This is a genomic window from Priestia megaterium (assembly GCF_041941685.1).
In the GTDB taxonomy this organism is placed as follows: Bacteria; Bacillota; Bacilli; order Bacillales; family Bacillaceae_H; genus Priestia; species Priestia megaterium_C.
In genome coordinates, this window is the sequence record NZ_CP130958.1 from 536442 (window position 1) to 559305 (window position 22864).

Sequence of the window (22864 nt, forward strand, 5' to 3'; positions counted from 1 at the left end):
CTTACTTCTATACCCATTATAGAAAATAGTAAAAGAAGTTCATAATACTTTGATTACGAAAGAGATCATTTCATTATAAAATAGCGGTATAGCTATTACGTAGCAATACATAGGAAAGAGGAGAAGAGAAATGAGCACAAATGTATATTTTAACCATGATGCAGGCATCGATGATTTAGTATCGCTTTTTTTACTGCTGCAAATGGATGATGTAAAAGTAACGGGAGTATCTGTCATTCCCGCTGACGGATATCTAGAGCCAGGTATCAGCGCAAGCCAAAAGATTATTGATCGTTTTGGAAATTATGATATCGAGGTAGCTAAATCTACTTCACGCGGTATGAATCCATTTCCAAAAGAGTGGCGCATGCATACGTTTTATGTGGATGCGCTGCCGATTTTAAATGAAAAAGGGGAAGTACAAACAGAAATAAGTCAGCTGCCTGCTCATGATCATTTAATTGAAACATTGCAGCACACAGACGGAACAACGACTTTATTATTTACAGGACCGTTAACTGATTTAGCAAGAGCACTTGAAAAAGCGCCGGAAATAGAAGAGAAAATTGACAAGTTAGTATGGATGGGCGGTACATTTCAAGAGGTAGGAAACGTGCAAGAGCCCGAACACGATGGAACGGCGGAGTGGAATGCTTTTTGGGATCCAGAAGCAGTAGCGAAAGTATGGGAAAGCAAAATTAAAATTGAGATGGTTGCTTTAGAAAGCACGAATCAAGTTCCTTTAACGCCCGCTATTCGTCAAATGTGGGCTTCACTTCGAAGATATGAAGGAGTAGACTTTGTAGGGCAGTGCTACGCGGCCTGCCCGCCGCTTGTGCACGTTGAAACCAATTCAACATATTACTTGTGGGATGTACTCACGACAGCATTTACAGGGAATTCAACACTTGTGAAGGTAAAAACCGTTTCGAGTATTGTGCATACAGAAACACCGAGCCAAGGAAGAACAGAAATTTCTGAAGAGGGACGACCTGTAGACGTCGTATATGATGTCACAGCTGAAGCATTCTTTACGTACATTACAGATTTAATGAAAAAAGCAGTAGCCAAATAAAGAAAAAGGTTGCACATGAAAGTGTGCAACCTTTTTAATGAATCATATTCAAGAATTGACGTGTCCGCTCTTGTTGAGGATTTGAAAATATTTGATCCGGTGTACCTCTTTCCATAATGACACCTTGATCCATAAAAATAACTTCATCTGCTACTTCACGGGCAAAGCGCATTTCGTGAGTTACCACCACCATCGTCATTCCTTCTTTTGCCAAGTCTTTCATCGCTTGAAGAACATCTCCTACAAGCTCAGGATCTAGAGCTGAAGTAGGCTCATCAAACAGCATAACTTTTGGGTCCATCGCCATTGCTCTGGCGATGCCAACACGCTGTTGTTGTCCGCCAGACAGCTGGAAAGGATAAAAGTCAAGCTTATCTCCTAAGCCAACTCGTGTTAATAATTCTTTCCCTCTTTTTTCTGCTTCTTGAGTAGAAACACCTTTTACAATTACAGGACCTTCCATAACATTTTCAAGCGCACTTTTATGAGGAAACAAGTTATAGTTTTGAAAGACCATACCTGTTAGGCTTCGAAATGAAGTAATGTCTTTTTTACGAACAGGCTTGGTGAAATTCATGCTTTTTTTATCAAGTTCAATCGTGCCGTGTGTTGGGATTTCTAAAAGATTTAAGCAACGTAAAAAAGTAGTTTTACCGGATCCAGAAGGGCCGATTAATACAATTACCTTGCCCTGTTCAACTTCTAAATCAATCCCTTTTAATACTTGCAAATCACCGAATGATTTATGCAAATTTTTGATATTAATCATATAAAAAACTCCTTTAGCTACTCGAAACGGTTATTTAGATACGTAACGATCTAGTCTTATTTCAATGCGTCCTTGGATAATGGATAAGATTGTACACATAATCCAGTATAAGAGCGCTGCTTCACTATAAAGAAGTAGAAATTCATAGTTAGTCGAAGCAATTTCTTGAGCTTTACGGAACATCTCAGAAACAAGAATAAGCGATGCAAGTGACGTATCTTTAATAAGGCTAATAAAAGAGTTAGATAATGGCGGAATCGATACACGTGCTGCTTGCGGTAAAATAATCCGTCTTAACGCTTGGGAATAGGTCATACCAAGTGAGTAGCCAGCTTCCCACTGTCCTTTAGGAATAGATTGAATCGCTGCTCGGATAATTTCAGATGCATACGCACCTACACTTAATGAAAACCCAATAACAGCAGAGATAAATGGGTCAATTGTTATATCTAAATTGGGTAAGCCGTAGAAAATAATAAATAATTGCACAAGCAGCGGTGTACCTCGAATAATCGATACATAGATGCGCGCAATTATATTTAAAATCTTTATAGATGATAAACGAGCCAAGGCTGTTAAGACAGCTAAAATGATACCGAGTACAAACGTGATTAATGTTAGTGGAATAGAATATTGAATAGCTCCCTTTAGCATTGGTAAGAGAGATGATTGAGCGATTGAAATCAATTGATTCAATCGCTCTCCATCAGGAAAAATATTATTTAGGAGAAACATCTTCGCCAAACCATTTCTTAGAAATTTTTGCGTATGTTCCGTCTTTTTTCATATCTTTTAATGCTTTGTTTACTTCATCCACTAACTTACCGCTGTCTTTTCTAAACATAAAGCCGCTTGCAGCACCATCGGATTTTTCATCTGCGATTTTGATAGGTGCGTTAGGGTGCTTTTTCTTATAGTCAAGGAACGATAATTTATCGTTGATTGTAGCATCAACACGGTTTGCGCTCATTAGTTCTACTGCTTGAGCAAAACCTTCAGCACTCGTAATGTTTGCACCATAAGATTGAGCCATGTCTTTATAGTTACTTGTTAATGACTGCGCTGATTTTTTTCCTTTTAAATCTTTAAATGATTTGATATCTTTTTCGTCTTTACGAACAATTAATACGGCGCCTGACTGGATGTACGGGTCAGAGAAATCGTATTTCTTTTGACGATCTTCACGAATACCCACTTCATTAGCAATCATGTCAAAGCGTTTAGCATCTAATCCGGCAAACATGCCATCCCACTGTGTTTCTTTGAACTCAGCTTTTACGCCAAGACGTTTAGCTACTTCTTGAGCCAATTCTACATCAAACCCAGTTAGCTTTTGTTTGTCATCATGAAAAGTGAACGGAGGGTATGTACCTTCAGTTCCAATTGTTAATACACCATCTTTTTTCACTTTATTATATAAATCCTCTTGTGAAGATTTATTGTCTCCATTGTTTGCTTCATTTTTTGAGCTAGAACCGCATGCGGCAAGCACAACTGTGAAAGCTAATAGTAGCGACAAAAGTGCAGCAAATTTCTTCATTTTCTAAACCCCCTAGTATTCTGATAGGAAATGATACTCTGTGATACTAAACAAGAACACAGCAAAAGTCAACAAAAAAAACTTATACGATTAATGTGACTTAAAATAAGGGAAATATACCTTCTATACACGGTTTGTCATAAGGATACAGAAAGATTTTAAAATTTGGATTAAATGGATTTTTAAGGGATATTTGAGGAGTAAAAAGGAAGTTTCATGCGACAATTTTCTCTTTCATTTTTTCATGACTTTTGGTGCAATAAACATATAGTTAAATGTTAAGGTAGAAATAAATTCCTTATGGTACACTTAAAGAAGAATTTATGAAACGGAGCGATATGATGAAAGCCATAAACTTAATATCAATTGCCTTTGGTGCTATCGCTGGTACATATGCACGTTATTTGCTGAATCTTTCCTTATTATATACGGGCTATCCAATAGGAACGATAATTGAAAACCTATTAGGAAGCTTCATACTAGGCCTATTAACAGGATTTTTTGTGTGGAAAAAGCCAAAAGAATGGATAAAGCTTGGACTAGGAGTTGGCGTGTGCGGCGGTTTTACAACGTATTCAACGTTTGCAGGAGACGTCATTTCTCTCACTCAGCACCATTTATTTGGGGGAGCCATTTATGTAATTGTCTCTTTAGTAGGTGGAATCCTTCTTGCTTTAGCAGGCTATCTATGCGGTGAAGCGGCAGGGGAAAATTTAGTAAAAGTACATGAGGTGAAGTAAATGAGCATAGTGAGCTTGGCACTTGGCGGGGCAGCTGGAGGAATATGCCGTTATCTTTTGGGTTTAAAAGTTACAAAAACAGTTTCAAACCCTCCTTTTCCAGTATCAATGCTGTTTGTAAACTTGCTCGGTGCGTTTGGGCTTGGTCTTTTTTACGGTAGTTATTATGGAAAGGTTCCGATTCATGCTTATGATGATTCAATATTTTTAATGATTGGCATTGGGTTTTTTGGTTCTTTTACCACTTTTTCAACGTTTAGTGTGGAAACGGTACAGTTAATTCGAGAAAAATCTTATCGAAAAATGTTGGCGTACGTGGGGATTTCAGCATTTGGAACAGTGGGTTTATTTACAGTCGGTTTACTGGCAGGAACGTTTTTATTTAAGTAAAGAGAACGTTTCTAGTAGGGAAAAACAAAAAGACGGAGAAGTAGAGAATGGATAGAAAAGCAGAAGTTTGGAAATACATTTTGTTGATTGTAGCTGTTGCAGGTCAGATCATCGGTTTTTTATTTTTATTTATAAATGTTGTGGCGGCATTTATTTTTTACGGTTTTTATATTCTAACTTTTATTATGTTACTCCTGCTGTTTATATGGGATCGGAAAAAGGAAAAAGACAAAGAAGAATTTGACGACTATACCGATTACTAACCATATAAAAAGCAGAATGATGCGGTGCGCCGGGCCTCTTACTTAGTAAAGAAGCTTAAAAGATACACCTATAAATACACCTATAAAAGGAAGAGAGCCGTAAGAGCATAAAGAGATATTGTATTTACATCTAGTTGTGTTATAATTTTAAGTGCGAAAACAAAATCAATAAATAGCAATCACTAGGGGAGCTTTTTGAAGCTGAGACGAATGTATTTCGGACCCTTTGAACCTGATCTGGTTTGGACCAGCGTAGGGAAGTGGCGATCATGTTTACATAACGATGCATGCTAACCACTCTACGTTGTAGAGTGGTTTTTTGTATGTAATAAAGCCCTCTACACAAGATGAGGTGATTGAAATTTCTCTTTATTCTGAATAGAAAGGTTTCGATCATGTGGATATTCCTAAATTTCATGTCATTACAACAGATAAGCAGCCAATCGAAGAGCTTCAAAAAATTTTAACGGCTATCGCGCCTTTTGCGGACGCCGTTCATATTAGAGAAAAAGAGAAAACGGCAAAGCAGATTCAATGTTTACTAGAAAGCCTGCCATTTTGTCGCTCTAAAATTATTGTGAATGACCGAGTTGATGTAGCGCATGCTTTAAAAGCAAAAGGCGTACAGCTTGCCTATCATAGTTTAGACGTTTCGTTTGTTATAGACGCATTTCCTTCTCTTATTGTCGGAAAGTCAGTTCACTCTGTGGAAGAGGCTTTAGAAGCTGAAAAAGATGGGGCTCACTACATTTTATACGGACATATTTATTCAACACATTCAAAAAAAGGATTAAAAAGTCGAGGGATAGCAGCACTAAAAGAAGTAGTAGACGCTGTGCAGATACCGGTTATTGCCATTGGAGGAATTACACCTGTAAATGCCAAAGAGGTGCTTCAAACAGGAGCACACGGTATAGCTGTGATGTCTGGTGTCATGCTTGCGCAAGATCCCCTCAAAGCGATTAAACAATATTCTCATATATGGACATCTGGAGGTGGAGAAAATGAAGCAGCATTATGATGTACTGTTAATCGGAGGAGGTATAATCAGCTCTTCTATCGCTTATCATTTGTCAAAACAAGGAGCTTCAGTAGCTATTCTTGAGCGCAATCAAATTGGTTGTGAAGCTTCAAGTGCAGCCGCTGGTATTTTAGGTGCTCAAGCTGAAATTGATGAAGAAGGTCCTCTTTTAGACCTTGCTATTAAGAGTAGAAGCATGTTTCCTGAACTGGTGAAGGAACTAAAAGAAAAAAACGGCTATCGACGTAGAGCTCATTCAAAAAGGCTTATTAAAAGTCGCTGTAACAGAAGAAGATGCACACGTATTAAAGAAAAAAGCCGCTCAGCACCACCGGTGGGATGAACATGTAAGATGGATCGATGTAAAAGAAGCGCGTTTGTTAGAACCGGGGCTCTCTCCAGACATATACGGAGCCATTACAATACCGGGAGACGGCCAGCTAGCTCCGGCTAAGTTAACGCAAGCTCTTGCTCATGGAGCCTTGTATCACGGAGCAGATGTATTCGAATACTGTGACGTTCATTCTCTTATTATGGAAAATGAAACAGTAAAAGGTGTACAGACGTCCAAAGGCTCTTTTTATGGAGAAAAAGTAGTTATTGCAGCAGGCTCATGGGCTAAACGATTTATTTCTTCTGAACATTTAGGTCAGGTGTTTCCTGTAAAAGGGGAGTGTATTGCTCTTCAAAGCCATAAGCCGCTGCTTTCTAAAACGATTTTTTTAGATGAAGGTTTTTACTTAGTGCCTAAGACTGGTGGAAGAATCGTAATAGGGGCAACTAAGCTACAGCATGATTTTACCAAGACGGTTTCTGCACAGGGTATTCAATTTTTGCTGAATAAAGCTTCTGCGCTTCTGCCAGCTATTAAAGAAGCCACATTTGAAAAAGCATGGGCAGGTCTTCGTCCACAAACAAATGATGGCTGGCCTTATTTAGGAGAGCATCCTGAAATAGCGAATCTACACATGGCGTTTGGCCACTACCGAAACGGTATTTTATTAAGTGCTGCAACTGGAAAAATTATGGCTGATGCTTTGTTAGGGAAAAAGCCGAATCATTCATTTTTCACATCATTTCAGCTAACGAGAGTAATGGAGGGAGTTCATTGAATCTAATCATTAATGGTAAGACCGTTACTTTTGGAGATGAAATTGAAACGGTCGAGCACTTGTTGCAGGCTCAGAACCTGCATGAACGAGTGGTAATTGTTGAGCTAAACAAGAACATTTTGCAAAAAGAAGAACATAGCGATGCATGCTTAAAAGATGGCGATATATTAGAAGTTGTTTCATTTGTCGGAGGAGGATGAAGAGTATGTTAAAAATTGGACAATATACATTTAATTCACGTTTATTATTAGGAACAGGGAAATTTCCGGACTTTACGACTCAGCGTCAAGCGGTAGAAGAGTCAGAAACAGAAATTTTAACATTTGCTGTGAGACGAATGGATATTTTTGATCAAAATCAGCCTAATTTATTAGAAGCGCTTGATGTGAAGCGTTTCACTCTTTTGCCTAACACTGCTGGAGCAAAAAATGCAGAAGAGGCCGTACGTATTGCTAAATTAGCAAAGGCTTCTGGACTTTGTGACATGGTGAAAGTAGAAGTAATTGGATGTGATAAAACGCTGCTTCCTGATCCAGTTGAAACATTAAAAGCCAGTGAAGAACTGTTAAAAGAGGGCTTTACCGTTTTACCTTACACATCAGATGATGTTTTACTTGCGCGTCGTTTAGAGGAGTTAGGGGTACATGCCATTATGCCAGGAGCTTCGCCTATCGGTTCAGGTCAAGGTATTATTAATCCGTTGAACATGCGTTTTATCATTGAACAATCAACTGTTCCGGTAATTGTAGATGCAGGTATTGGAACGGCTTCAGACGCAGCTCAAGCCATGGAGCTAGGAGCAGATGGTGTGTTATTAAATACAGCTGTTTCAGGAGCAAAAGATCCTGTGAAAATGGCTCGTGCTATGAAGCTAGCGATTGAAGCAGGACGAGCAGCATTTGAAGCAGGACGTATTGAAAAGAAACAATATGCAACGGCAAGCAGTCCAACAGAAGGGATGAGTATCGGTTGATTAATCGTTATTCCCGCCAAGAATTGTTTCAACCTATTGGAAAAGGTGGACAGCAGCAAATTCAAGAAAAGCATGTTCTGATTGTAGGAGCAGGTGCTCTTGGAACAGGGAACGCCGAGGCCCTTGCACGAGCGGGGGTAAAGAAAATAACGCTCATTGACCGGGACTATGTAGAGTGGAGCAACCTTCAGCGGCAGCAATTGTATAGTGAAAAAGATGCTGATAAAAGAATTCCAAAGGCAATTGCCGCTAAAAAACGGCTTCACGATATTAATCATGATGTAAAAGTAGAAGCGCACGTAGCAGACGGTACCCCTCAAGTTTTAGAACAGCTTGTTGAGGGGGTAGATGTTATGATTGATGCAACCGATAATTTTGACACACGCCTTGTAATGAATGATTTATCACAAAAATATGATATTCCTTGGATTTACGGAGCATGTGTAGGAAGTTATGGAATTAGTTATACTATCATACCGAGTGAAACACCGTGTTTATCCTGTTTGCTTGAATCTGTACCGCTTGGAGGGTTAACATGTGATACAGTGGGGATTATTAGTCCTGCTGTACAAATGGTAGTCGCTCATCAAGTAACAGAAGTGTTAAAAATATTAGTCGGAGACTGGAATGCGCTCAGGAGGGAACTTGTTTCGTTTGACGTATGGAAAAATGAGTATACGAGCATCAATGTGAACGTGTTTCGCAAATCTGCTTGCCGCTCATGCGGCAGTGAACAAACGTATCCCTTTTTACAATATGAAAATCAAACGAAAACAGCTGTGCTATGCGGAAGAAACACGGTACAAATCCGTCCGGGCAAATCAGCCAAGCAGCCGCTGCAGTCTTTAGGTGAACGATTAAAAGAAAAAGGATATAAAATTGAACAAAATCCGTATCTGCTTTCTTTTTATGTAGATGATTACCGTTTAGTTATGTTTCAAGATGGGCGCGTCTTTGTCCATGGAACAAACGATATAGTAGAAGCAAAGTCACTTTATCATCGGTATATTGGGTAAGAAAGAGATGGAGGTTTCAAGCATGACAGTACCAAAAGCATTAACCATTGCTGGATCAGACAGCGGTGGAGGAGCAGGCATTCAAGCAGATTTAAAAACATTTCAAGAGCGTGACGTTTTTGGCATGTCTGTTATTACAGCTGTGACTGCACAAAATACAGTTGGCGTTCAAGGAGTTTATCCTTTAGCATTAGAAGCAGTTGAAACGCAGTTAGATTCAATTGCCACTGACTTATTTCCTAATGCAGTGAAGACAGGTATGTTGTTCAGTGCTGATATTATTTACGCAGTGGCTCGTAAAATCAAACAGTACGGACTGCAAAATGTTGTAGTTGATCCCGTTATGATTGCAAAAGGCGGCCAGTCTCTTCTTCAAAGAGAAGCCGTACAGGCTCTAAAAGAATTATTGCCTCTTTGTGAAGTCATTACGCCGAACATACCGGAGGCGGAAGTCATCACGGGTAAAGAAATTCACACGATTGAAGATCGAAAAGAAGCGGCAAAACAGATGCACGAGCTAGGTGTAAAGCACGTGGTAATTAAAGGCGGACATGATCAATCTCATCAAGATATGATTGATATAGTGTATGATGGTCATACGTACGTTGAAATCACGCATGAAAAGATGAATACAAAGCATACACACGGAACGGGATGCACGTTTGCTGCTTGCGTCACGGCTGAACTAGCGAAAGGCAAAAGCGTGGTTGAAGCAGTTCAAACCGCCTCGGATTTTGTTCACTATGCGATTAAGCATACGCTTGAAATTGGTTCCGGACACGGTCCTACTAATCACTGGGCGTATAGAAAATACTTTCGTTCAAACATATAAAAAAACGTGCCTACAATCTAGGCACGTTTTTTATGAAGTAGGAATATGTGTAGGAATCTCTCCCTCGATGCCTAAATAATAATGTCTAATGGGCTTTAAATTATCATCAAGCTCATAAACAAGCGGCACGCTTGTGGGAATATTCAAGTTCGCAATGCCATCAGGCGAAATGTTATCCAAATACTGCATCAGAGCTCTAATCGTATTACCGTGAGCGGAAATAATAACTCTTTTGCCCGCTTTAATAGAAGGAGCAATGATTTCGTTCCAATATTCTAGAACCCGCTTTTCTGTATCGGCTAAGTTTTCCGTTACAGGAAATTGTCCCTTAGCTAATTCCTTATACTTAGGGTTGGAAGCTTCATAGCGAATATCTGTTGTCTTTAAAGCAGGAGGGCGTTCGTTCATCGACCTTCTCCACAAATGCACTTGCTCTTCTCCAAATTTTTTTGCGGTTTCTTCTTTGTTTAAGCCTTGAAGAGCCCCGTAGTGTCGTTCGTTCAACCTCCAAGATTTGTATACAGGGATCCACATGAAGTCCATTTGATGTAAGACAATCCATAGAGTGCGAATCGATCGTTTTAAAACAGAAGTATAGGCAATATCAAAAGTATATTCGTTTTTCTTTAGCACTTTTCCAGCTTCTCGCGCTTCTTGCAATCCATTTTTAGAAAGATCTACATCCGTCCAGCCTGTAAATTTATTTTCAAGATTCCACACGCTTTGTCCGTGCCGAATCAACACAAGTTTTATCATCGTGTTCTCCTTTCAACAGTGACTAAGGACTTTATTCTTTTTTATTATGAGAAGGGAAGAGTTTTTTATCCTAAAGCCGGGGAAAGGAGTTTTTATCATTTAGAAAAAGTGATGCCGAAAAGTAAAGCTTTAACTTTTTTACGCATATGATAAAAATAAAAAAGGGAAGGGAAGATAGTGGATGAATGACCAAGAACGTCAGATTCAAGCGCTGCACGGCCAGATTGAAGATTTAAAAGAAGAAATGTATCAGATGAAGCTTGATATTAGCACATTAGAGAAAGAAAAAGGAAAGCCTATTTTGACACCGGCTCTCGTTGGTCAAATAGGAGGTTTTGTTCTAGGTGGATTAGCTATAATCGGTATTTTCTGGATGTAGAACTTCTCGTTTTGAAAACGAAAAGTTCTTCTGATTTTTCAATAAGCAATTCCAACGCGGCATTTGGAAAATTTTTGAGCCCATATCTCATGGTAGGTAAAGTGAGCGGTATCTCCCGTTGAAATTTTAACGGCATCAGCTGGTAAAATATCTTTTTCCACTCGATACGTGCCTGTTATTTCACCCTCAGGCAAGTATGTTGGGCATATAACCGTCCAGTTTAGATCACTTTCCTTCAAGTGTAAGTATCCTTTTAAATGATCTTCTGCTGCTCTGGTCGTTTTACGCTTTGATTCATTTGATTGAAAACGATACTTTTCTGGTTCTGTTCGTGATTGTAAGATGCCTGCAGTTCCAATAGTAAGAATACGATGAACGCCGTAATACTTCATGCTGTTTATAATAAGCGGCATACTTTTTGAAATCGTCTCTGCACCATCTGTATTTAACGCGCTGACTACGATATCTTGGTGCTTGAGGGCAAAGTTGATATTTTCTTGATGAAGTACATCGCCTTGTAAGATATGTAGGTTTGGATGACTAACCTGTAGCTTATTGCGGTCTCTAACAAGTACAGTAACTTCGTTTTCATCTTTTAGCATCATTTTTAATAAAGACTGTCCAACTCGCCCTGTAGAGCCTAATAGTAAAATTTTCATTGGCTACACCCCTCTATAAAAGATAGTATCTATTCTTTAGGATATACAATCTGTATACTTATTCATAATAAAAAGCATGCGTAGCATAAAGTAATACAAAGTTGATGAATGAAATATTCAACAACAAAAAAAATTGATATGATAAAAAGACAGAAAAATCAAAAAATAGGAGAGTGAATGTCTTTTGGGAGACTTGCCTCTGAATCAAATGATGATATTAGTCGTTTTGCTTATGTTATCAGCTTTCTTTTCATCTGCTGAGACAGCCTTTTCAAGCGTAAATAAAATTCGTTTAAAACATTACGCTGAGAAAAAATATCGGGGAAGTAAAAAAGCGCTGCATATTGCTGAACACTTTGAGCAGACGCTATCGACAATTTTAGTAGGAAATGTTGTCGTAAACATTGCTGCGTCCTCTTTGGCAGCTAAAATGGCCCTCGATATGTTTAAAGGAAACCTAGCACTTGTGATTAGTATCATCGTTATGACCATCATCATTTTGATTTTTGGTGAAGTCTTGCCAAAATCGTTAGCTAAAGAGCATGCCGAATCTTTTGCGCTGATGATTTCTTCCTTGTTATTTATTATTATTAAATTGTTAACCCCGATTTCCTTCTTATTTTTACAGGTGAAAAAAGGAACTTCTCACTTGTTAGCGTCTGCTCCTACACCAACGATTACAGAAGATGAAATTAAAGTGATGGTAGATTTAAGCGAAGAAGAAGGAACGATTAATAATATTGAAAAAGAGCTAGTTCATCGTTCACTCAATTTTAATGACATTGTGGTGGGGCAAATTTTAAAACCTAGAATAGATGTCACAGCAGTTGACGTAAATGCCGATATTGATTCGGTTTGTCAAATGTTTCTTGAAGAGAGATATTCGAGAGTGCCTGTATATGAAGATCATATTGATAATATTATTGGCATTTTATCAGAAAGAGAATTTTTAACCTGTTTAGTCCAAAGAAAAAAGATTTCTATTCGTGATTTGTTGAGACAACCTATTTTTGTAGTAGAATCCATGAAAATATCTGTTCTATTGCCAGAGCTCCAAAAAAGTAAGGTTCACATGGCAATTGTAGTTGATGAGTTTGGGGGAACGGCCGGTCTTGTGACCTTAGAGGATATATTAGAAGAAATTGTAGGAGAGATTTGGGATGAACATGATGAAGCTGTTAAGTATGTACACCAGATAGGAGAAAAGGAGTACGAATTTAACGCCGACATCCCTATTGATGAATTTTTAACCTATATAGCGGTTAGTTCTCCTGACAGTACGTGCCATACCTTAGGGGGATGGATATATGAGCAGTTTGATCATATTCCTGCTAAAGGAGACTTTTTCTCATATGAAGAGATATTGTTTACCATTAAGGAAGTAGAAAATCGACGTATTCGCAAAGTTTCCGTAAAATCATTTGCGAATAAGAATGAGGAAGCTGATTAAAAGAAACTAGAAAGCGCTCCAAGAAATCTTGGAGCGCTAAAGCCATAATATGAAATTAGTTAATATTAGTACTTGCCGCCTAGGTTTTGCTCAGCTAATTGTACTAAACGTTTTGTGATTTCGCCACCAACAGATCCGTTCGCACGAGCTGTTGCATCTGGTCCTAAGTTTACACCAAACTCACTAGCGATTTCGAACTTCATTTGATCGATAGCAGCTTGAGCACCAGGCGCTACTAACTTGTTTGATGAATTTCTGTTTGATGCGTTTTGATAATTTGCCATGTGTATTCATCTCCTCGTTAGATAAAATAGATTGTAATGGTTGAGTTAGCTGGAGTTGAACCAGCCGAGCAGATGCATCGATTAGATCTGCTTGCCTACCGCGGCGTAACTCAATGCTTGCGAGCTGTTGTGCTCGGTTGTTACTAGTATTATGGCGAAAGGGAAAAAACATATACATAGAAATTTATTGGTAATTTATAGAAATTTTTGTGTGGAGTTTGATAAAGAGTAAGAGAGTTTTATTCCGTGCATATTATAGGTACATATTGATCAGGTAAAGCGAGGTGTGCGGATGTCGATTTGTTCCTTATGTAATGGGTTTAGTGATGTACAAATGACGTGCAAAACATGTGGAGGAGTGCTGGGGGATATGGGAAAAGTCAGCGATTATTTTGATGATTACAGTGCTTACATGGAAATCGATCAGTTAAAAGTAGAAAATGGGTATCCTAGTGACTTAGCAAATCACCAATGTATTCATCTCTTTTACTGCTCTACTTGTCACAGTGAAGAATTGAAGCAAATACAGGAATAAAAAAAGACCCCTGGGGGTCTTTTTTATTCGTGTTCAGCACGGATGCGCTGTTCAGATTCTGCATCAAAGAAATGCGCTTTGTTCATATCTAATGCTAAGTCCAGAGACTGAAGCGGTTTAATATCTGTTCTTGAATCTACGCGTGCTACAAAATCTTGTCCGCCAAGTTTAGAATAAAGCATGGTTTCAGCTCCCATTAACTCGGATACATCGACTTTGATTGTAACTTTTGTGCCAGGTGAAGATTCAATAAATACAGGCTCATCATGGAAATCTTCAGGACGGATGCCTAAAATAATTTGTTTGTTTAAATATCCTTGCTCGCGAAGTATTTTCATTTTACCTTCCGGAACTGCAAGAAGAGAATCGCCTACTTGAACCTTTCCGTCTTTTAACGTTCCGGTTAAGAAGTTCATAGCAGGAGAACCAATAAACCCGCCTACAAATACATTTTCAGGTTTTTCATATACTTCTTTTGGTGTACCAACCTGCTGGATAATCCCATCTTTCATAACAACCAGACGAGAAGCCATTGTCATTGCTTCGGTTTGGTCATGTGTTACGTAAATTGTCGTTGTACCCAAACGCTGGTGAAGCTTCGCAATTTCAGAACGCATTTGCACACGTAATTTCGCGTCTAAGTTTGATAAAGGTTCGTCCATTAAGAAGACCTTAGCATCACGAACGATTGCACGACCTAGAGCTACACGCTGACGCTGCCCGCCGGATAATGCTTTTGGCTTGCGCTCTAAGTATTGCTCAAGTCCTAAAATACGAGCGGCATCTTTTACGCGGCGTTCGATTTCATCTTTTGGTAATTTACGAAGTTTTAAGCCAAAAGCCATGTTGTCATATACGCTCATATGCGGATACAATGCGTAGTTTTGGAATACCATTGCAATGTCGCGATCTTTTGGAGCAACGTCATTTACACGCTTGCTGTCAATATAAAAATCACCTTTGGAAATTTCCTCTAGCCCTGCAACCATACGAAGCGTTGTCGATTTCCCGCAGCCTGAAGGCCCAACAAATACAATAAATTCTTTATCTTGAATATGAAGATTAAAATCTTTTACCGCCGTCACATCTTTATCATACATTTTATAAATATGTTCTAAACGTAATTCAGCCATTTCCATTTCCCCCTTGTATGTACTCTGTGAAACCGTTTTCTTAACTCTAGTGTAATTTTTTAAAATGAAACGGTAAATGGCAAACATGCACAAAAAAAAGAAAGAGTTTTCGTGCACTATTTACGAAAACCCTTTCTTTTTATTTTCTATCTTGCGAATTTTTTAAAGCAAGAATGGCTAAGTAAGCAGACACAGCTCCTGTGAAGTGTTTGATATCAAGGTGTGTGCGATCAATAAATTTCTCAATTCTATACTGCAAGCTGTTGCGATGCATGTACAATTTCTTAGCAGCAAGAGATACGTTTAAATTACATTCTAAATAAACTTTAATCGTTTCTAACAGATCTCCATCATCTTTTACTAAGTCAAGTAAATGTATCATATGATTTTGGATTGCCTCTGAAGACTCTTGCAGAACCAAATAGGGTAAAACGTCGGTAAAATGGATAACATGTTTTTGTTCGACTGTATGCTTAATTTGATAAAACCATTTCTTTTCACGCTCAAAAATTAATCGCGGTGAAGACGGAAAAAAGTGAATTTGTCCTTCAAAGAACTGAATCGAAGTTTCAAAATCATGACATAGCACCTCGATAGAATCTGATAAATTTTCAGTTAAGTCATTAGGATCATCAAAGGTTTCGATAACGATACCTGATTGTTTATCAATCCACAACACAGTAATGGAGGTAGAATACAAGGCGTGAAGTGCATTTTCAAACTCTATTTTTTGTTCAAACAAACGTTTAATTAAAAACTGGGTGAAGCGAAAAGAATGGTGCGTATGATGAGAGTGAATGACTTTTTTAGGCGTTTCAAATAACAGGTTTGACCAATACAATTGCTCTGGCGTCAGTAAAGAAACTTTCTCATCATAAGGGGTTAAAAAAGCAGAAAGTAACGCCTGCTCTTTTTGAGATAAAGCCAAGTGTTCAATTCCAATGAAGCCTTCATCACATGAAAACCATTTGTAACGTTCAAATTGAGAAGGGATTTTAGCCTTAATCATTTTATCCCCAAATAGTGTGTGCAGCTGTTTCATCTGTGCTCGTTCCCTTCGGTGAAAGCTTACTATTCATAAACGTGAAAAAGCATAAGCTCATGAATATAATCAATTAATTGTGTTTCATCTATTTGATTCGAAAGCGCAGTTTTCCATACAATTTGTCCATCTTTTAAATAATCAGCCTCATAATAAACCCGATTCATATAAAACGAGATGTGCCAGCCCGGCATTCGATTATTTTGATACAGTGGTTTAACCTGAAAATGTGAAACCATAAAGAAAATCTCCTTTCTCAATTAGTTATTATAAGCTTACCATGAGAAAAGGAGATGAAAAAACATTTAATCTAAAAATTTTGTTAATTTGTAAAATATGTTGCATATGTGTTTAGCACCTTGCGTTTGAATATCTGTTTCATCAAAAATCATCGGTTTTGCATTCACTTCAAACAAATAATACTGCCCTTGGGCTGACTTTGCCATATCAAGAGAAAATTCTTCAACTAGAGGAAAGGACTTTTGAAGGACTTGCCCGCACGTATTTACAAAGGACGAAAGAAAGGAAGTATCTACTTCATCTTCAAGATCTTGAAAAGGTGAAATGCTGCCGCCGTTTAAAGTATGTGTTGTAATGGATTGATAGGGACTATGTCGAATACCGACGCCGCTAATAACATATCCGCTATCTTTGTGATGCGCTAAAATACGTAAGTCATAGCGCCTGTCTTTGAATGGTTGCGTCTCAATCGCTTCTTGAATGAGATAAGCAGACCTGGGAAGGTCAATTGCTTGTAAAGAAGAAAATTCTTCTTTGCGCTTATGATCTTGGTAAATAATCGTATGCTTATGGGAAGATAATCGGAAAATTCCAGCACCTTTACTGCTGTTAATAGGCTTAAAATAAAGGGAAGAGTGTTTTTGCAGAAGCTTAGCAATATCAATTTCTGGTGTTAAACGGTAGGTTTTAGGAAGGTGAGAAGATAGTAGTGGATCCTTTGAAAATAATTGATATACTTTCCATTTTGAAAAAAAAGCGGAATTAAAAAGTGGGATGTGCTTGCCTTTAATTTTCTGATGTAAAGATGTCAGCTTCTTGGTTTCTGATTTTCTTTCTGGATAACGATTATATATAACGTTTGGCAGCGGCAAAGTTGTTCTGATCCACTGCTTTTTTGCACCGTCAAAGCAATATCCTTCAAAGAAGTGATGAGACATTGTTTCTTCAGCGAATAAAGCAAGAAGCCCGCCTTTTTCTTGCAGGGTATGATGTAAGAGTTCTAATAAAGGGCGCTGTTTTACATTCAGTTTTTCCAAAACAGCTTTGTTCGTTAAAACTCCCACAATAGGACCGACTTTTTCTCCTTTTAAACGAAGAAAAGCTTGGGTAGAAGAAATGTTTTGAGTAAAGGGAAGTTCAATTTCTTGAACTCCCCATGTGTAAGATGCTGAAGGGTTATTATGAAACCACTGCTGCTTTTCTTTATGATAGTAAATTGTAATCATATGCTGATGCCTTCAGGTGTATTTAGATAGTATCCAGATAAGTAAATCGCATATTCTAGAGAAAGTTTTCTAGTTTGTTGATCCGCTTTTCGTAAGGAAGGATGTGAAAAAATAGAGCGACCAGGCTTAGAGTTAGCTTCAAACAGCCATACGTTTCCTTGGTAATCCACTCCAAAATCGAATCCAAGCTCTCCAATTAATCCGTTTAACTCCTGTTCAAGCACATGACTAATTGAGATAGCGGCATCTTTTAGCTTATTTTCAATTTCTTTTTTGTAAGAAGGGTTGGTGAATATTTTGGCTGTAGCTTCAATTTCTCCGCCGTAATCAAGATGTGTAGTGATGCTGTTGGGGCCGGCTACTTTAGCAGCTAGAGCAGTAAGCACCCATTGGTTATTCCCGTCTTTATTCGTATGCACGCGAAAGTCTACACAGCGCTTTTCTTTTTTGATTAATGAAATGCCTTGCTGAGCAATGTAGGAAGGGTTAGTAAGTAAATATGCAAATTCTGATAATAGATCCTCTAAGGTTTCTTTTTCTTGAACATGAAGACCTTTTTCTCCTTTGTAAGTCAGCGTGTACATGGAATCCTTAAAAGATAAGGCATAAATGCCGCGGCCTAAGCTTCCGTTTTTCGGTTTTAAATAAACGGTTTGATGAAGAAGCAAAAGTTTTTTTATTTGTTCACGCGAAGGACTTTCAACCGTGTAAGGTAACAAATAAGCTGTCTGCTCGTTCAGTCTTAAAAGCTCATGGATTTCCCACTTGTTGAAAAAATCAGGATTAAAAAATGGAATGCCGTAATCAGTCATCATCTTTTCTTTAATGAACTTAAAAGGAGCTAACCCCTCTGTTTTTCGATTTGGCAAACGATTATATACAACGTTAGGAAGCGGGATTTCATGCTGTGTCCAGCCGCTTTCTTTATAAAAATAGCCGTTTATCGTCCCGGTTTCCCAGTTGATATGATGAGTCCCAAAAATAAAAGGCAATCCCCCTGTTATACTTGCAGTAGAAAGAAGTTTAGCTAAGTGAAGGGAACGCTTTCCAATTGGCCGCAGCAGAGAACCAGTAAAACCAGCTGATAAAACACCAATTAAAGGTCCTAAGTGAATGGTCTCATTCACAATAATAGGGTGCATCATATGGGCGAAAGGAATTTGCAGTTTTGTCATTAGCTCAGCTGAAATCTGAATTTCTTCACGCTCTGAAGATCGTATAAGGCATGGAGCTGTCATTGTTCCAAAAGCTGCTTGTTTCAAGGAGTCTTTGTAAAGAGATGCAGGAACAGAAAGATCGCAGCCTAGCTGCTCTACTACAACAAGGCGATTAAGAGTTTTTTTCATAGCATTACTCCTTACGATACGATAGTGTGTTAGCTAAATAGACGCAGTAAGACAGGACATTTTTATACATGACTTCTTTTTGTTCAGGTGCTGTCTCCATTACTATTTTTCTTCCCGGTTTCGAATTTAAATCTAGAATCCAGATGCTGAAGTCTCTCGAGATACATAAATCAATACCTAATTCAAAAAGAGAAGGAAATTGATTTTCCAGCACGGACGGAATCGTTTTACAAATGGTGTTGATTTCATCCATTACATATTGACGATGAACGCGAGGGATGCGAGGCAGCAAGTTCTCAAAAGGTACAATAGATGCTCCTGAACTTACATTTGTTACGATGGAGTCCCGTTCACCTTGTCTAATTCCTCTTCCAGCTTCTTTCCAAGCACCATCGTTTCCTTTTTGTAATAGCAGTCTTATATCAAAAGGAGTGCGTTCATAAGGAAAAAATGAAATATGGGGCTGAGCAATATACAATACATCACGGGTCGTTTTCGTAAACCAGTTCTTAAACTCCTGAAAAGAGGAAAATAGAATGGTGTTTACAATGTCATTTTGTTGATAAGAAGCTTCAATTTCACGTCCGCGCTGTTTTAATTTCACAATCCCTTTACCTTGTGAGCCGTTGGCAGGTTTAATCATTAGGCTATCGTTTGTTCGAAGCAGCTGAACAAGCTGCTCTACACTTTCGATTGGAGTGGTAGGAGGAATATATGAAGATAAATAGCTATCTTTTTTAATTACTTCATAGACCTCTATCTTATTGGGCAATCCATGGCCTAAAAATGTAACATCTTCCCGCTGCTTAAGCCAGTTTACAATAGGGCGAGCCTTTTTAGACAGCGAGTCTTTTCGATAAAAGCAGCGATCGTAAATAAACGAAGGAAGTAAGAAGGAATCTTCTATCCATTTCTTTTGTTGTAAATCGTAGCGCAAGCCTTCAATATTTTCGGTGTTAGGATGAATGTTAAAAGGAGTAAAACGGTATATTTCAATCGAAAACTCAGAAGCATGTTTAGCAATTTCGGTCACGTACTCCACTTCTTGCTGTGGGTGAATCGTTAAAAAGCCTAATGAAATCATCGTAAATCCTCCTTGGGAAATTGAAAATTCGTTGCATGCAGACAATAATCAAGCAGTGCTTTTGTTGATGGACGAATGGAGAAAGCGCTTGAATCAGATTGTTTGGAAGGTTTGACATTTACTTCAATAATCCAAGGCTTTCCTTCTTGATCAATCGCTAAATCAATACCGAATTCTGCATAAAGTTCAGACGGATGAGAAAGCTGCGTGCAAATTTCAATCGCAATCTCTTTTAAAAGTGAAAGGATATGGCGCGTGGTTTTTGAATCATAGAGCTGAGTTAACACTTGCTGAGGAGGATGAATATCTCCTCCGCGGGCAAGATTTGAGACGAAATTGCCGGGTTTTGATACACGTGTGACAATGGACGTGATTTTCCACGTCAAGTCGTCTTTTTTATGACAGAGAATGCGGAAATCAAAAGGGCACTGTTTGTATGTCTGCAGTGAAATTCCTTCTTGGATGAGGAATCCTTGCCTTTTTAATTGACTATAAAGCGTTTTAAATAAGTCATAAAGAGATTCATATTCTTTTTCATACGTCTGCGTAAACGTTGTATAGTCTAAAATATAATTCTCTTTTTTTGAAATTTTAAAAATGTTTTTTCCTTGGCTACCATGAACAGGCTTCAAAAAAACATCGTCATGAAGTTCCAAAGCGTCAAGAAGATCTTGACGTGAACGAAGCTGATACGTTTTTGGCAAATATGGAAGCAAGTGTACGACATCTTTAAGCTGTTGAAAAACCGTCCATTTATTTAAGTAGCGTGCGTTAAAGAAAGGAACGTCATGTTCTTTTAAAAATGTTTTAAAGGTTTGAAAATCAGCGGTTTGTTCCGTTTTCCTGGCATGAATCCGATTGTGTACGATTCCAGGAAAGGGAACGTCTGAATAAACCCATTGATCAGCGCGATAAACATATCCTTTAGGGGATAATGACTTCACGTCGCTTAATTTGCTCACATAGCAAAAACACCCTAACTCCTTGCAAGCTTGAACAAATTCCTTACAAAATACAGAAATGGAGCCAAAGAGTTCTTCATCTTCTCGAACTTCTGTTACGATGCTAATTACGGGTCCCAACCTAAACGTGTTCTCTTCATAAATGCCTCTCAGCTGATGCGTTTCATACGGAAAGCGAAAGTCTGTAAATAGAGCTTCTGACATCATGAAACAGCATTCTCGATGCTGAAACACGGTGGCTTCGACTTCTTTCGTGATAGAGCCTACTGTTAACGTAAACTCGTGCTTGCACTTCACACGGGAGAACAGAGCAGAACTAATATAAATGTCGCTGCTCATATGGTTCTCTAGTGGTTTTAGAGAAATGGTAAAAGTATTCATAAACGAATCCTCTTTTTCTTTCCTTTAGTAGACGAATGCTGATATATACTATGAGGAATTAGCCCAATCTGTGAAGAGAATTTATCGTTTTCTGAGAAAATAAAGGTCTTAAGCTGAATTTTATATAATAATTTGTTATAGTTAGGGAAGTCAAGAAATTATAGAACTTAATTAGGAGGAACTTAACGTGTCTGTAAACTTACATGATGTAGCAAATGATTTAGAAAAAGCAATTCGTCAAAGCGACGATTACACAAACTTAAAAAACTTATATGCAGCAGTAAACGCTGATCAAGGTTCACAACAATTATTTGAGCGTTTCCGTACAATGCAAATGGAGCTGCAACAAAAGCAGATGATGGGCCAAGAAATCACTGAAGAAGAAGTTCAGCAAGCTCAACAAACAGTTGCAATCGTTCAACAAGATCAAAATATCGCGAAGCTAATGGAAGCTGAGCAACGTATGAGCATGGTAATTGGTGAATTAAACAAAATTATCATGAAGCCACTTGAAGAACTTTACGGTGCGGCTGAATAAGAGATAGAGGAAAGAGGAAAAGAGAAATCTTTTCCTCTTTTTTTATGCGGAAATTCCTTCTAATTGTGCAGTTTTGCTCATAAGCTTAGTAACAAGGCTACACATGCCGACTATCATGAAAAGGTCATTTATAACCGTATCCTAACGGATTAGACATCTATGAAAGAAGGGGTTCTCATATGGCTTATCGATTGCTAGCGTTGAATATTGATGGAACCATTTTAAATAGCCAAGGGCGCGTTACAAAAGAAACGAAAGACGCTATTCAATTTGTGAAAAATAAAGGTGTTTACGTTACGTTAGTAACAAACAGGCATTTCCCGTCTGCAAAAAAATTGCTCGGTCACTTAAAGTTCATCCAGCAATGCTAATTACTCATAGCGGTGCCTTTATCGGAACATCGATAGACAAACCGATACTAGATAAGAGAATCAGCGAGGAAAAAACATTTAATCTCATTCAGCTTTTTGAGAATTTTAATTGTCATGTCCGCATTTTACATGAAAGGTTTTCAATTGGAAATCGTGTAAAGCTTCCTAATAATATTGTAGCTAAAAGCGTGTTAAAAACGGGAGAACCGCTCTTTTATCCCGTGCAGTTCGTAGATTCATTAGGAGATACGCTTCGTGATGAACCTGTTTCTACGCCAAAAATAGAAGTGTATTTTGCAGATCGTAGAGAAAAAGAATACGCCGAGCAAACAATTGCTAGTGCAGTTCCGGATATTGAATGGTTTTCGTATCCAAATGAAAATAGGTGTTATATTACGCCAAAAGGAGCCACAAAAGCTGCCGGCGTTCGTTATGTAGCAAATCGTCTAGGGATACCAATGGAAGACGTAGTAGCAATTGGAAATTGCTATGATGATTTAGAAACGATTGAACATGCGGGAATGGGTGTGGCCATGGGCAATTCACCAACAGAATTAAAAATGCTTGCGGATTGGGTTACTCGTTCTAATAATGAAAATGGTGTAGCCTATATGGTGAAAGAATTATTTAGAAAGCAGCAGCGCCTTGGTTATCTTCATCAAATTGACAGCTTTCGTTTAAAATAAATAAAGGAAAAAAGAGTCTAGAACAAAAGTAGTTTAGCCGAAGGAAGATCCGAACGATGAA

General features: G+C 38.3%; 28 protein-coding genes, 1 pseudogene and 1 riboswitch. Of the genes and pseudogenes, 16 read left to right on the forward strand and 13 right to left on the reverse strand.

Annotated features, from left to right (window positions below; all coding sequences use genetic code 11):
• Positions 1–130 precede the first annotated feature (130 nt).
• Complete coding sequence (locus tag Q5794_RS02900; protein ID WP_214989028.1) at positions 131–1075, forward strand: nucleoside hydrolase; 945 nt, start codon at positions 131–133, stop codon at positions 1073–1075.
• A 34-nt stretch (positions 1076–1109) separates the two neighbouring features.
• Here the strand turns inward: Q5794_RS02900 and Q5794_RS02905 are convergent, their stop codons facing one another.
• Genes Q5794_RS02905 through Q5794_RS02915 form a run of 3 tightly spaced genes read right to left on the reverse strand, consistent with a single transcriptional unit; the run spans position 1110 to position 3384 of the window.
• Complete coding sequence (locus Q5794_RS02905; RefSeq protein ID WP_075422130.1) at positions 1110–1844, reverse strand: amino acid ABC transporter ATP-binding protein; 735 nt, start codon at positions 1842–1844, stop codon at positions 1110–1112.
• 30 nt (positions 1845–1874) lie between these two features.
• Positions 1875–2579, reverse strand: coding sequence for an amino acid ABC transporter permease (locus Q5794_RS02910; protein WP_075422131.1), 705 nt, complete (start codon positions 2577–2579; stop codon positions 1875–1877).
• Complete coding sequence (locus Q5794_RS02915) at positions 2563–3384, reverse strand: amino acid ABC transporter substrate-binding protein (protein ID WP_013081647.1); 822 nt, start codon at positions 3382–3384, stop codon at positions 2563–2565. Before Q5794_RS02915 ends, Q5794_RS02910 begins: the two co-directional genes overlap by 17 nt.
• A 323-nt stretch (positions 3385–3707) precedes the next feature.
• Between Q5794_RS02915 and Q5794_RS02920 the strand changes: the two genes are divergently transcribed.
• The 10 genes from Q5794_RS02920 (at position 3708) to thiD (ending at position 9731) form a co-directional block, all read left to right on the forward strand.
• Positions 3708–4124, forward strand: a complete 417-nt coding sequence (locus tag Q5794_RS02920; RefSeq protein ID WP_251034317.1) for a CrcB family protein — start codon at positions 3708–3710, stop codon at positions 4122–4124.
• Entirely contained in the window at positions 4125–4514 is a 390-nt protein-coding gene (gene crcB / locus Q5794_RS02925) for a fluoride efflux transporter CrcB (protein ID WP_374988672.1), read from the forward strand.
• Positions 4515–4561: 47 nt separating this feature from the next.
• A complete protein-coding gene (locus tag Q5794_RS02930; RefSeq protein ID WP_013055279.1) occupies positions 4562–4777 on the forward strand; it encodes a hypothetical protein in 216 nt (71 codons plus the stop codon).
• Positions 4778–4951: 174 nt separating this feature from the next.
• Positions 4952–5053: riboswitch (TPP riboswitch) on the forward strand.
• Between the two features lie 121 nt (positions 5054–5174).
• A complete protein-coding gene (locus Q5794_RS02935; protein WP_192997926.1) occupies positions 5175–5798 on the forward strand; it encodes a thiamine phosphate synthase in 624 nt (207 codons plus the stop codon).
• Complete coding sequence (locus Q5794_RS02940; protein WP_374988673.1) at positions 5782–6141, forward strand: FAD-dependent oxidoreductase; 360 nt, start codon at positions 5782–5784, stop codon at positions 6139–6141. The genes Q5794_RS02935 and Q5794_RS02940 overlap by 17 nt, the downstream gene beginning before the upstream one ends.
• Entirely contained in the window at positions 6053–6910 is an 858-nt protein-coding gene (locus Q5794_RS02945) for an FAD-dependent oxidoreductase (RefSeq protein WP_374989196.1), read from the forward strand. Before Q5794_RS02940 ends, Q5794_RS02945 begins: the two co-directional genes overlap by 89 nt.
• Complete coding sequence (gene thiS, locus Q5794_RS02950) at positions 6907–7110, forward strand: sulfur carrier protein ThiS (protein WP_013055282.1); 204 nt, start codon at positions 6907–6909, stop codon at positions 7108–7110. The genes Q5794_RS02945 and thiS overlap by 4 nt, the downstream gene beginning before the upstream one ends.
• Positions 7111–7115: 5 nt before the next feature.
• Positions 7116–7883, forward strand: coding sequence for a thiazole synthase (locus Q5794_RS02955; protein WP_013055283.1), 768 nt, complete (start codon positions 7116–7118; stop codon positions 7881–7883).
• Positions 7880–8899, forward strand: a complete 1020-nt coding sequence (locus Q5794_RS02960; protein WP_013055284.1) for a thiazole biosynthesis adenylyltransferase ThiF — start codon at positions 7880–7882, stop codon at positions 8897–8899. The genes Q5794_RS02955 and Q5794_RS02960 overlap by 4 nt, the downstream gene beginning before the upstream one ends.
• A 22-nt stretch (positions 8900–8921) precedes the next feature.
• Entirely contained in the window at positions 8922–9731 is an 810-nt protein-coding gene (thiD, locus tag Q5794_RS02965) for a bifunctional hydroxymethylpyrimidine kinase/phosphomethylpyrimidine kinase (protein WP_192997928.1), read from the forward strand.
• A gap of 30 nt (positions 9732–9761) precedes the next feature.
• Here thiD and gpmA read toward each other — a convergent pair whose 3' ends face one another.
• The gene (gene gpmA, locus Q5794_RS02970; RefSeq protein ID WP_214989029.1) at positions 9762–10487 is read right to left on the reverse strand and encodes a 2,3-diphosphoglycerate-dependent phosphoglycerate mutase; all 726 of its coding nucleotides are present in this window, start codon (positions 10485–10487) and stop codon (positions 9762–9764) included.
• Positions 10488–10668: 181 nt separating this feature from the next.
• Between gpmA and Q5794_RS02975 the strand changes: the two genes are divergently transcribed.
• Positions 10669–10866: a hypothetical protein gene (locus Q5794_RS02975; protein ID WP_214989030.1), complete on the forward strand. Its 198-nt coding sequence runs from the start codon at positions 10669–10671 to the stop codon at positions 10864–10866.
• 38 nt (positions 10867–10904) lie between these two features.
• On the opposite strand, the gene Q5794_RS02980 is transcribed toward Q5794_RS02975, so the two are convergent.
• On the reverse strand, positions 10905–11525 hold the full coding sequence (locus Q5794_RS02980; protein WP_214989031.1) for an NAD(P)-dependent oxidoreductase: 621 nt from the start codon (positions 11523–11525) through the stop codon (positions 10905–10907).
• 184 nt (positions 11526–11709) lie between these two features.
• On the opposite strand from Q5794_RS02980, the gene Q5794_RS02985 reads away from it, so the two are divergent.
• Entirely contained in the window at positions 11710–12975 is a 1266-nt protein-coding gene (locus tag Q5794_RS02985) for a hemolysin family protein (RefSeq protein WP_214989032.1), read from the forward strand.
• Positions 12976–13040: 65 nt separating this feature from the next.
• Here the strand turns inward: Q5794_RS02985 and Q5794_RS02990 are convergent, their stop codons facing one another.
• Positions 13041–13259, reverse strand: coding sequence for an alpha/beta-type small acid-soluble spore protein (locus Q5794_RS02990; protein ID WP_013055290.1), 219 nt, complete (start codon positions 13257–13259; stop codon positions 13041–13043).
• Positions 13260–13629: 370 nt separating this feature from the next.
• Between Q5794_RS02990 and Q5794_RS02995 the strand changes: the two genes are divergently transcribed.
• Positions 13630–13794: a hypothetical protein gene (locus Q5794_RS02995; protein WP_013055291.1), complete on the forward strand. Its 165-nt coding sequence runs from the start codon at positions 13630–13632 to the stop codon at positions 13792–13794.
• Positions 13795–13817: 23 nt separating this feature from the next.
• Here the strand turns inward: Q5794_RS02995 and Q5794_RS03000 are convergent, their stop codons facing one another.
• The 7 genes from Q5794_RS03000 to Q5794_RS03030 form a co-directional block, all read right to left on the reverse strand.
• Positions 13818–14927 (reverse strand): ABC transporter ATP-binding protein, encoded by a 1110-nt coding sequence (locus Q5794_RS03000; protein ID WP_025752961.1) that lies wholly within the window; start codon positions 14925–14927, stop codon positions 13818–13820.
• Positions 14928–15066: 139 nt separating this feature from the next.
• Positions 15067–15969 carry a CdaR family transcriptional regulator gene (locus tag Q5794_RS03005; protein ID WP_214989033.1) on the reverse strand — a complete coding sequence of 301 codons (903 nt, stop codon included), beginning with the start codon at positions 15967–15969 and terminating at the stop codon, positions 15067–15069.
• Between the two features lie 29 nt (positions 15970–15998).
• Complete coding sequence (locus Q5794_RS03010) at positions 15999–16208, reverse strand: YheE family protein (RefSeq protein WP_013055294.1); 210 nt, start codon at positions 16206–16208, stop codon at positions 15999–16001.
• 66 nt (positions 16209–16274) lie between these two features.
• Entirely contained in the window at positions 16275–17435 is a 1161-nt protein-coding gene (locus tag Q5794_RS03015) for a YheC/YheD family protein (protein ID WP_192997935.1), read from the reverse strand.
• The gene (locus Q5794_RS03020; RefSeq protein WP_374988674.1) at positions 17432–18781 is read right to left on the reverse strand and encodes a YheC/YheD family protein; all 1350 of its coding nucleotides are present in this window, start codon (positions 18779–18781) and stop codon (positions 17432–17434) included. Before Q5794_RS03020 ends, Q5794_RS03015 begins: the two co-directional genes overlap by 4 nt.
• A gap of 4 nt (positions 18782–18785) precedes the next feature.
• Positions 18786–19865, reverse strand: a complete 1080-nt coding sequence (locus tag Q5794_RS03025; RefSeq protein ID WP_192997937.1) for a YheC/YheD family protein — start codon at positions 19863–19865, stop codon at positions 18786–18788.
• Positions 19862–21208 (reverse strand): YheC/YheD family protein, encoded by a 1347-nt coding sequence (locus Q5794_RS03030; protein WP_192997938.1) that lies wholly within the window; start codon positions 21206–21208, stop codon positions 19862–19864. The genes Q5794_RS03025 and Q5794_RS03030 overlap by 4 nt, the downstream gene beginning before the upstream one ends.
• A 187-nt stretch (positions 21209–21395) precedes the next feature.
• On the opposite strand from Q5794_RS03030, the gene Q5794_RS03035 reads away from it, so the two are divergent.
• Both Q5794_RS03035 and Q5794_RS03040 read left to right on the forward strand, forming a co-directional pair.
• Positions 21396–21746, forward strand: coding sequence for a YlbF family regulator (locus Q5794_RS03035; protein WP_214989035.1), 351 nt, complete (start codon positions 21396–21398; stop codon positions 21744–21746).
• Positions 21747–21925: 179 nt separating this feature from the next.
• A pseudogene (locus tag Q5794_RS03040) lies at positions 21926–22803 on the forward strand (Cof-type HAD-IIB family hydrolase).
• Positions 22804–22864 lie beyond the last annotated feature (61 nt).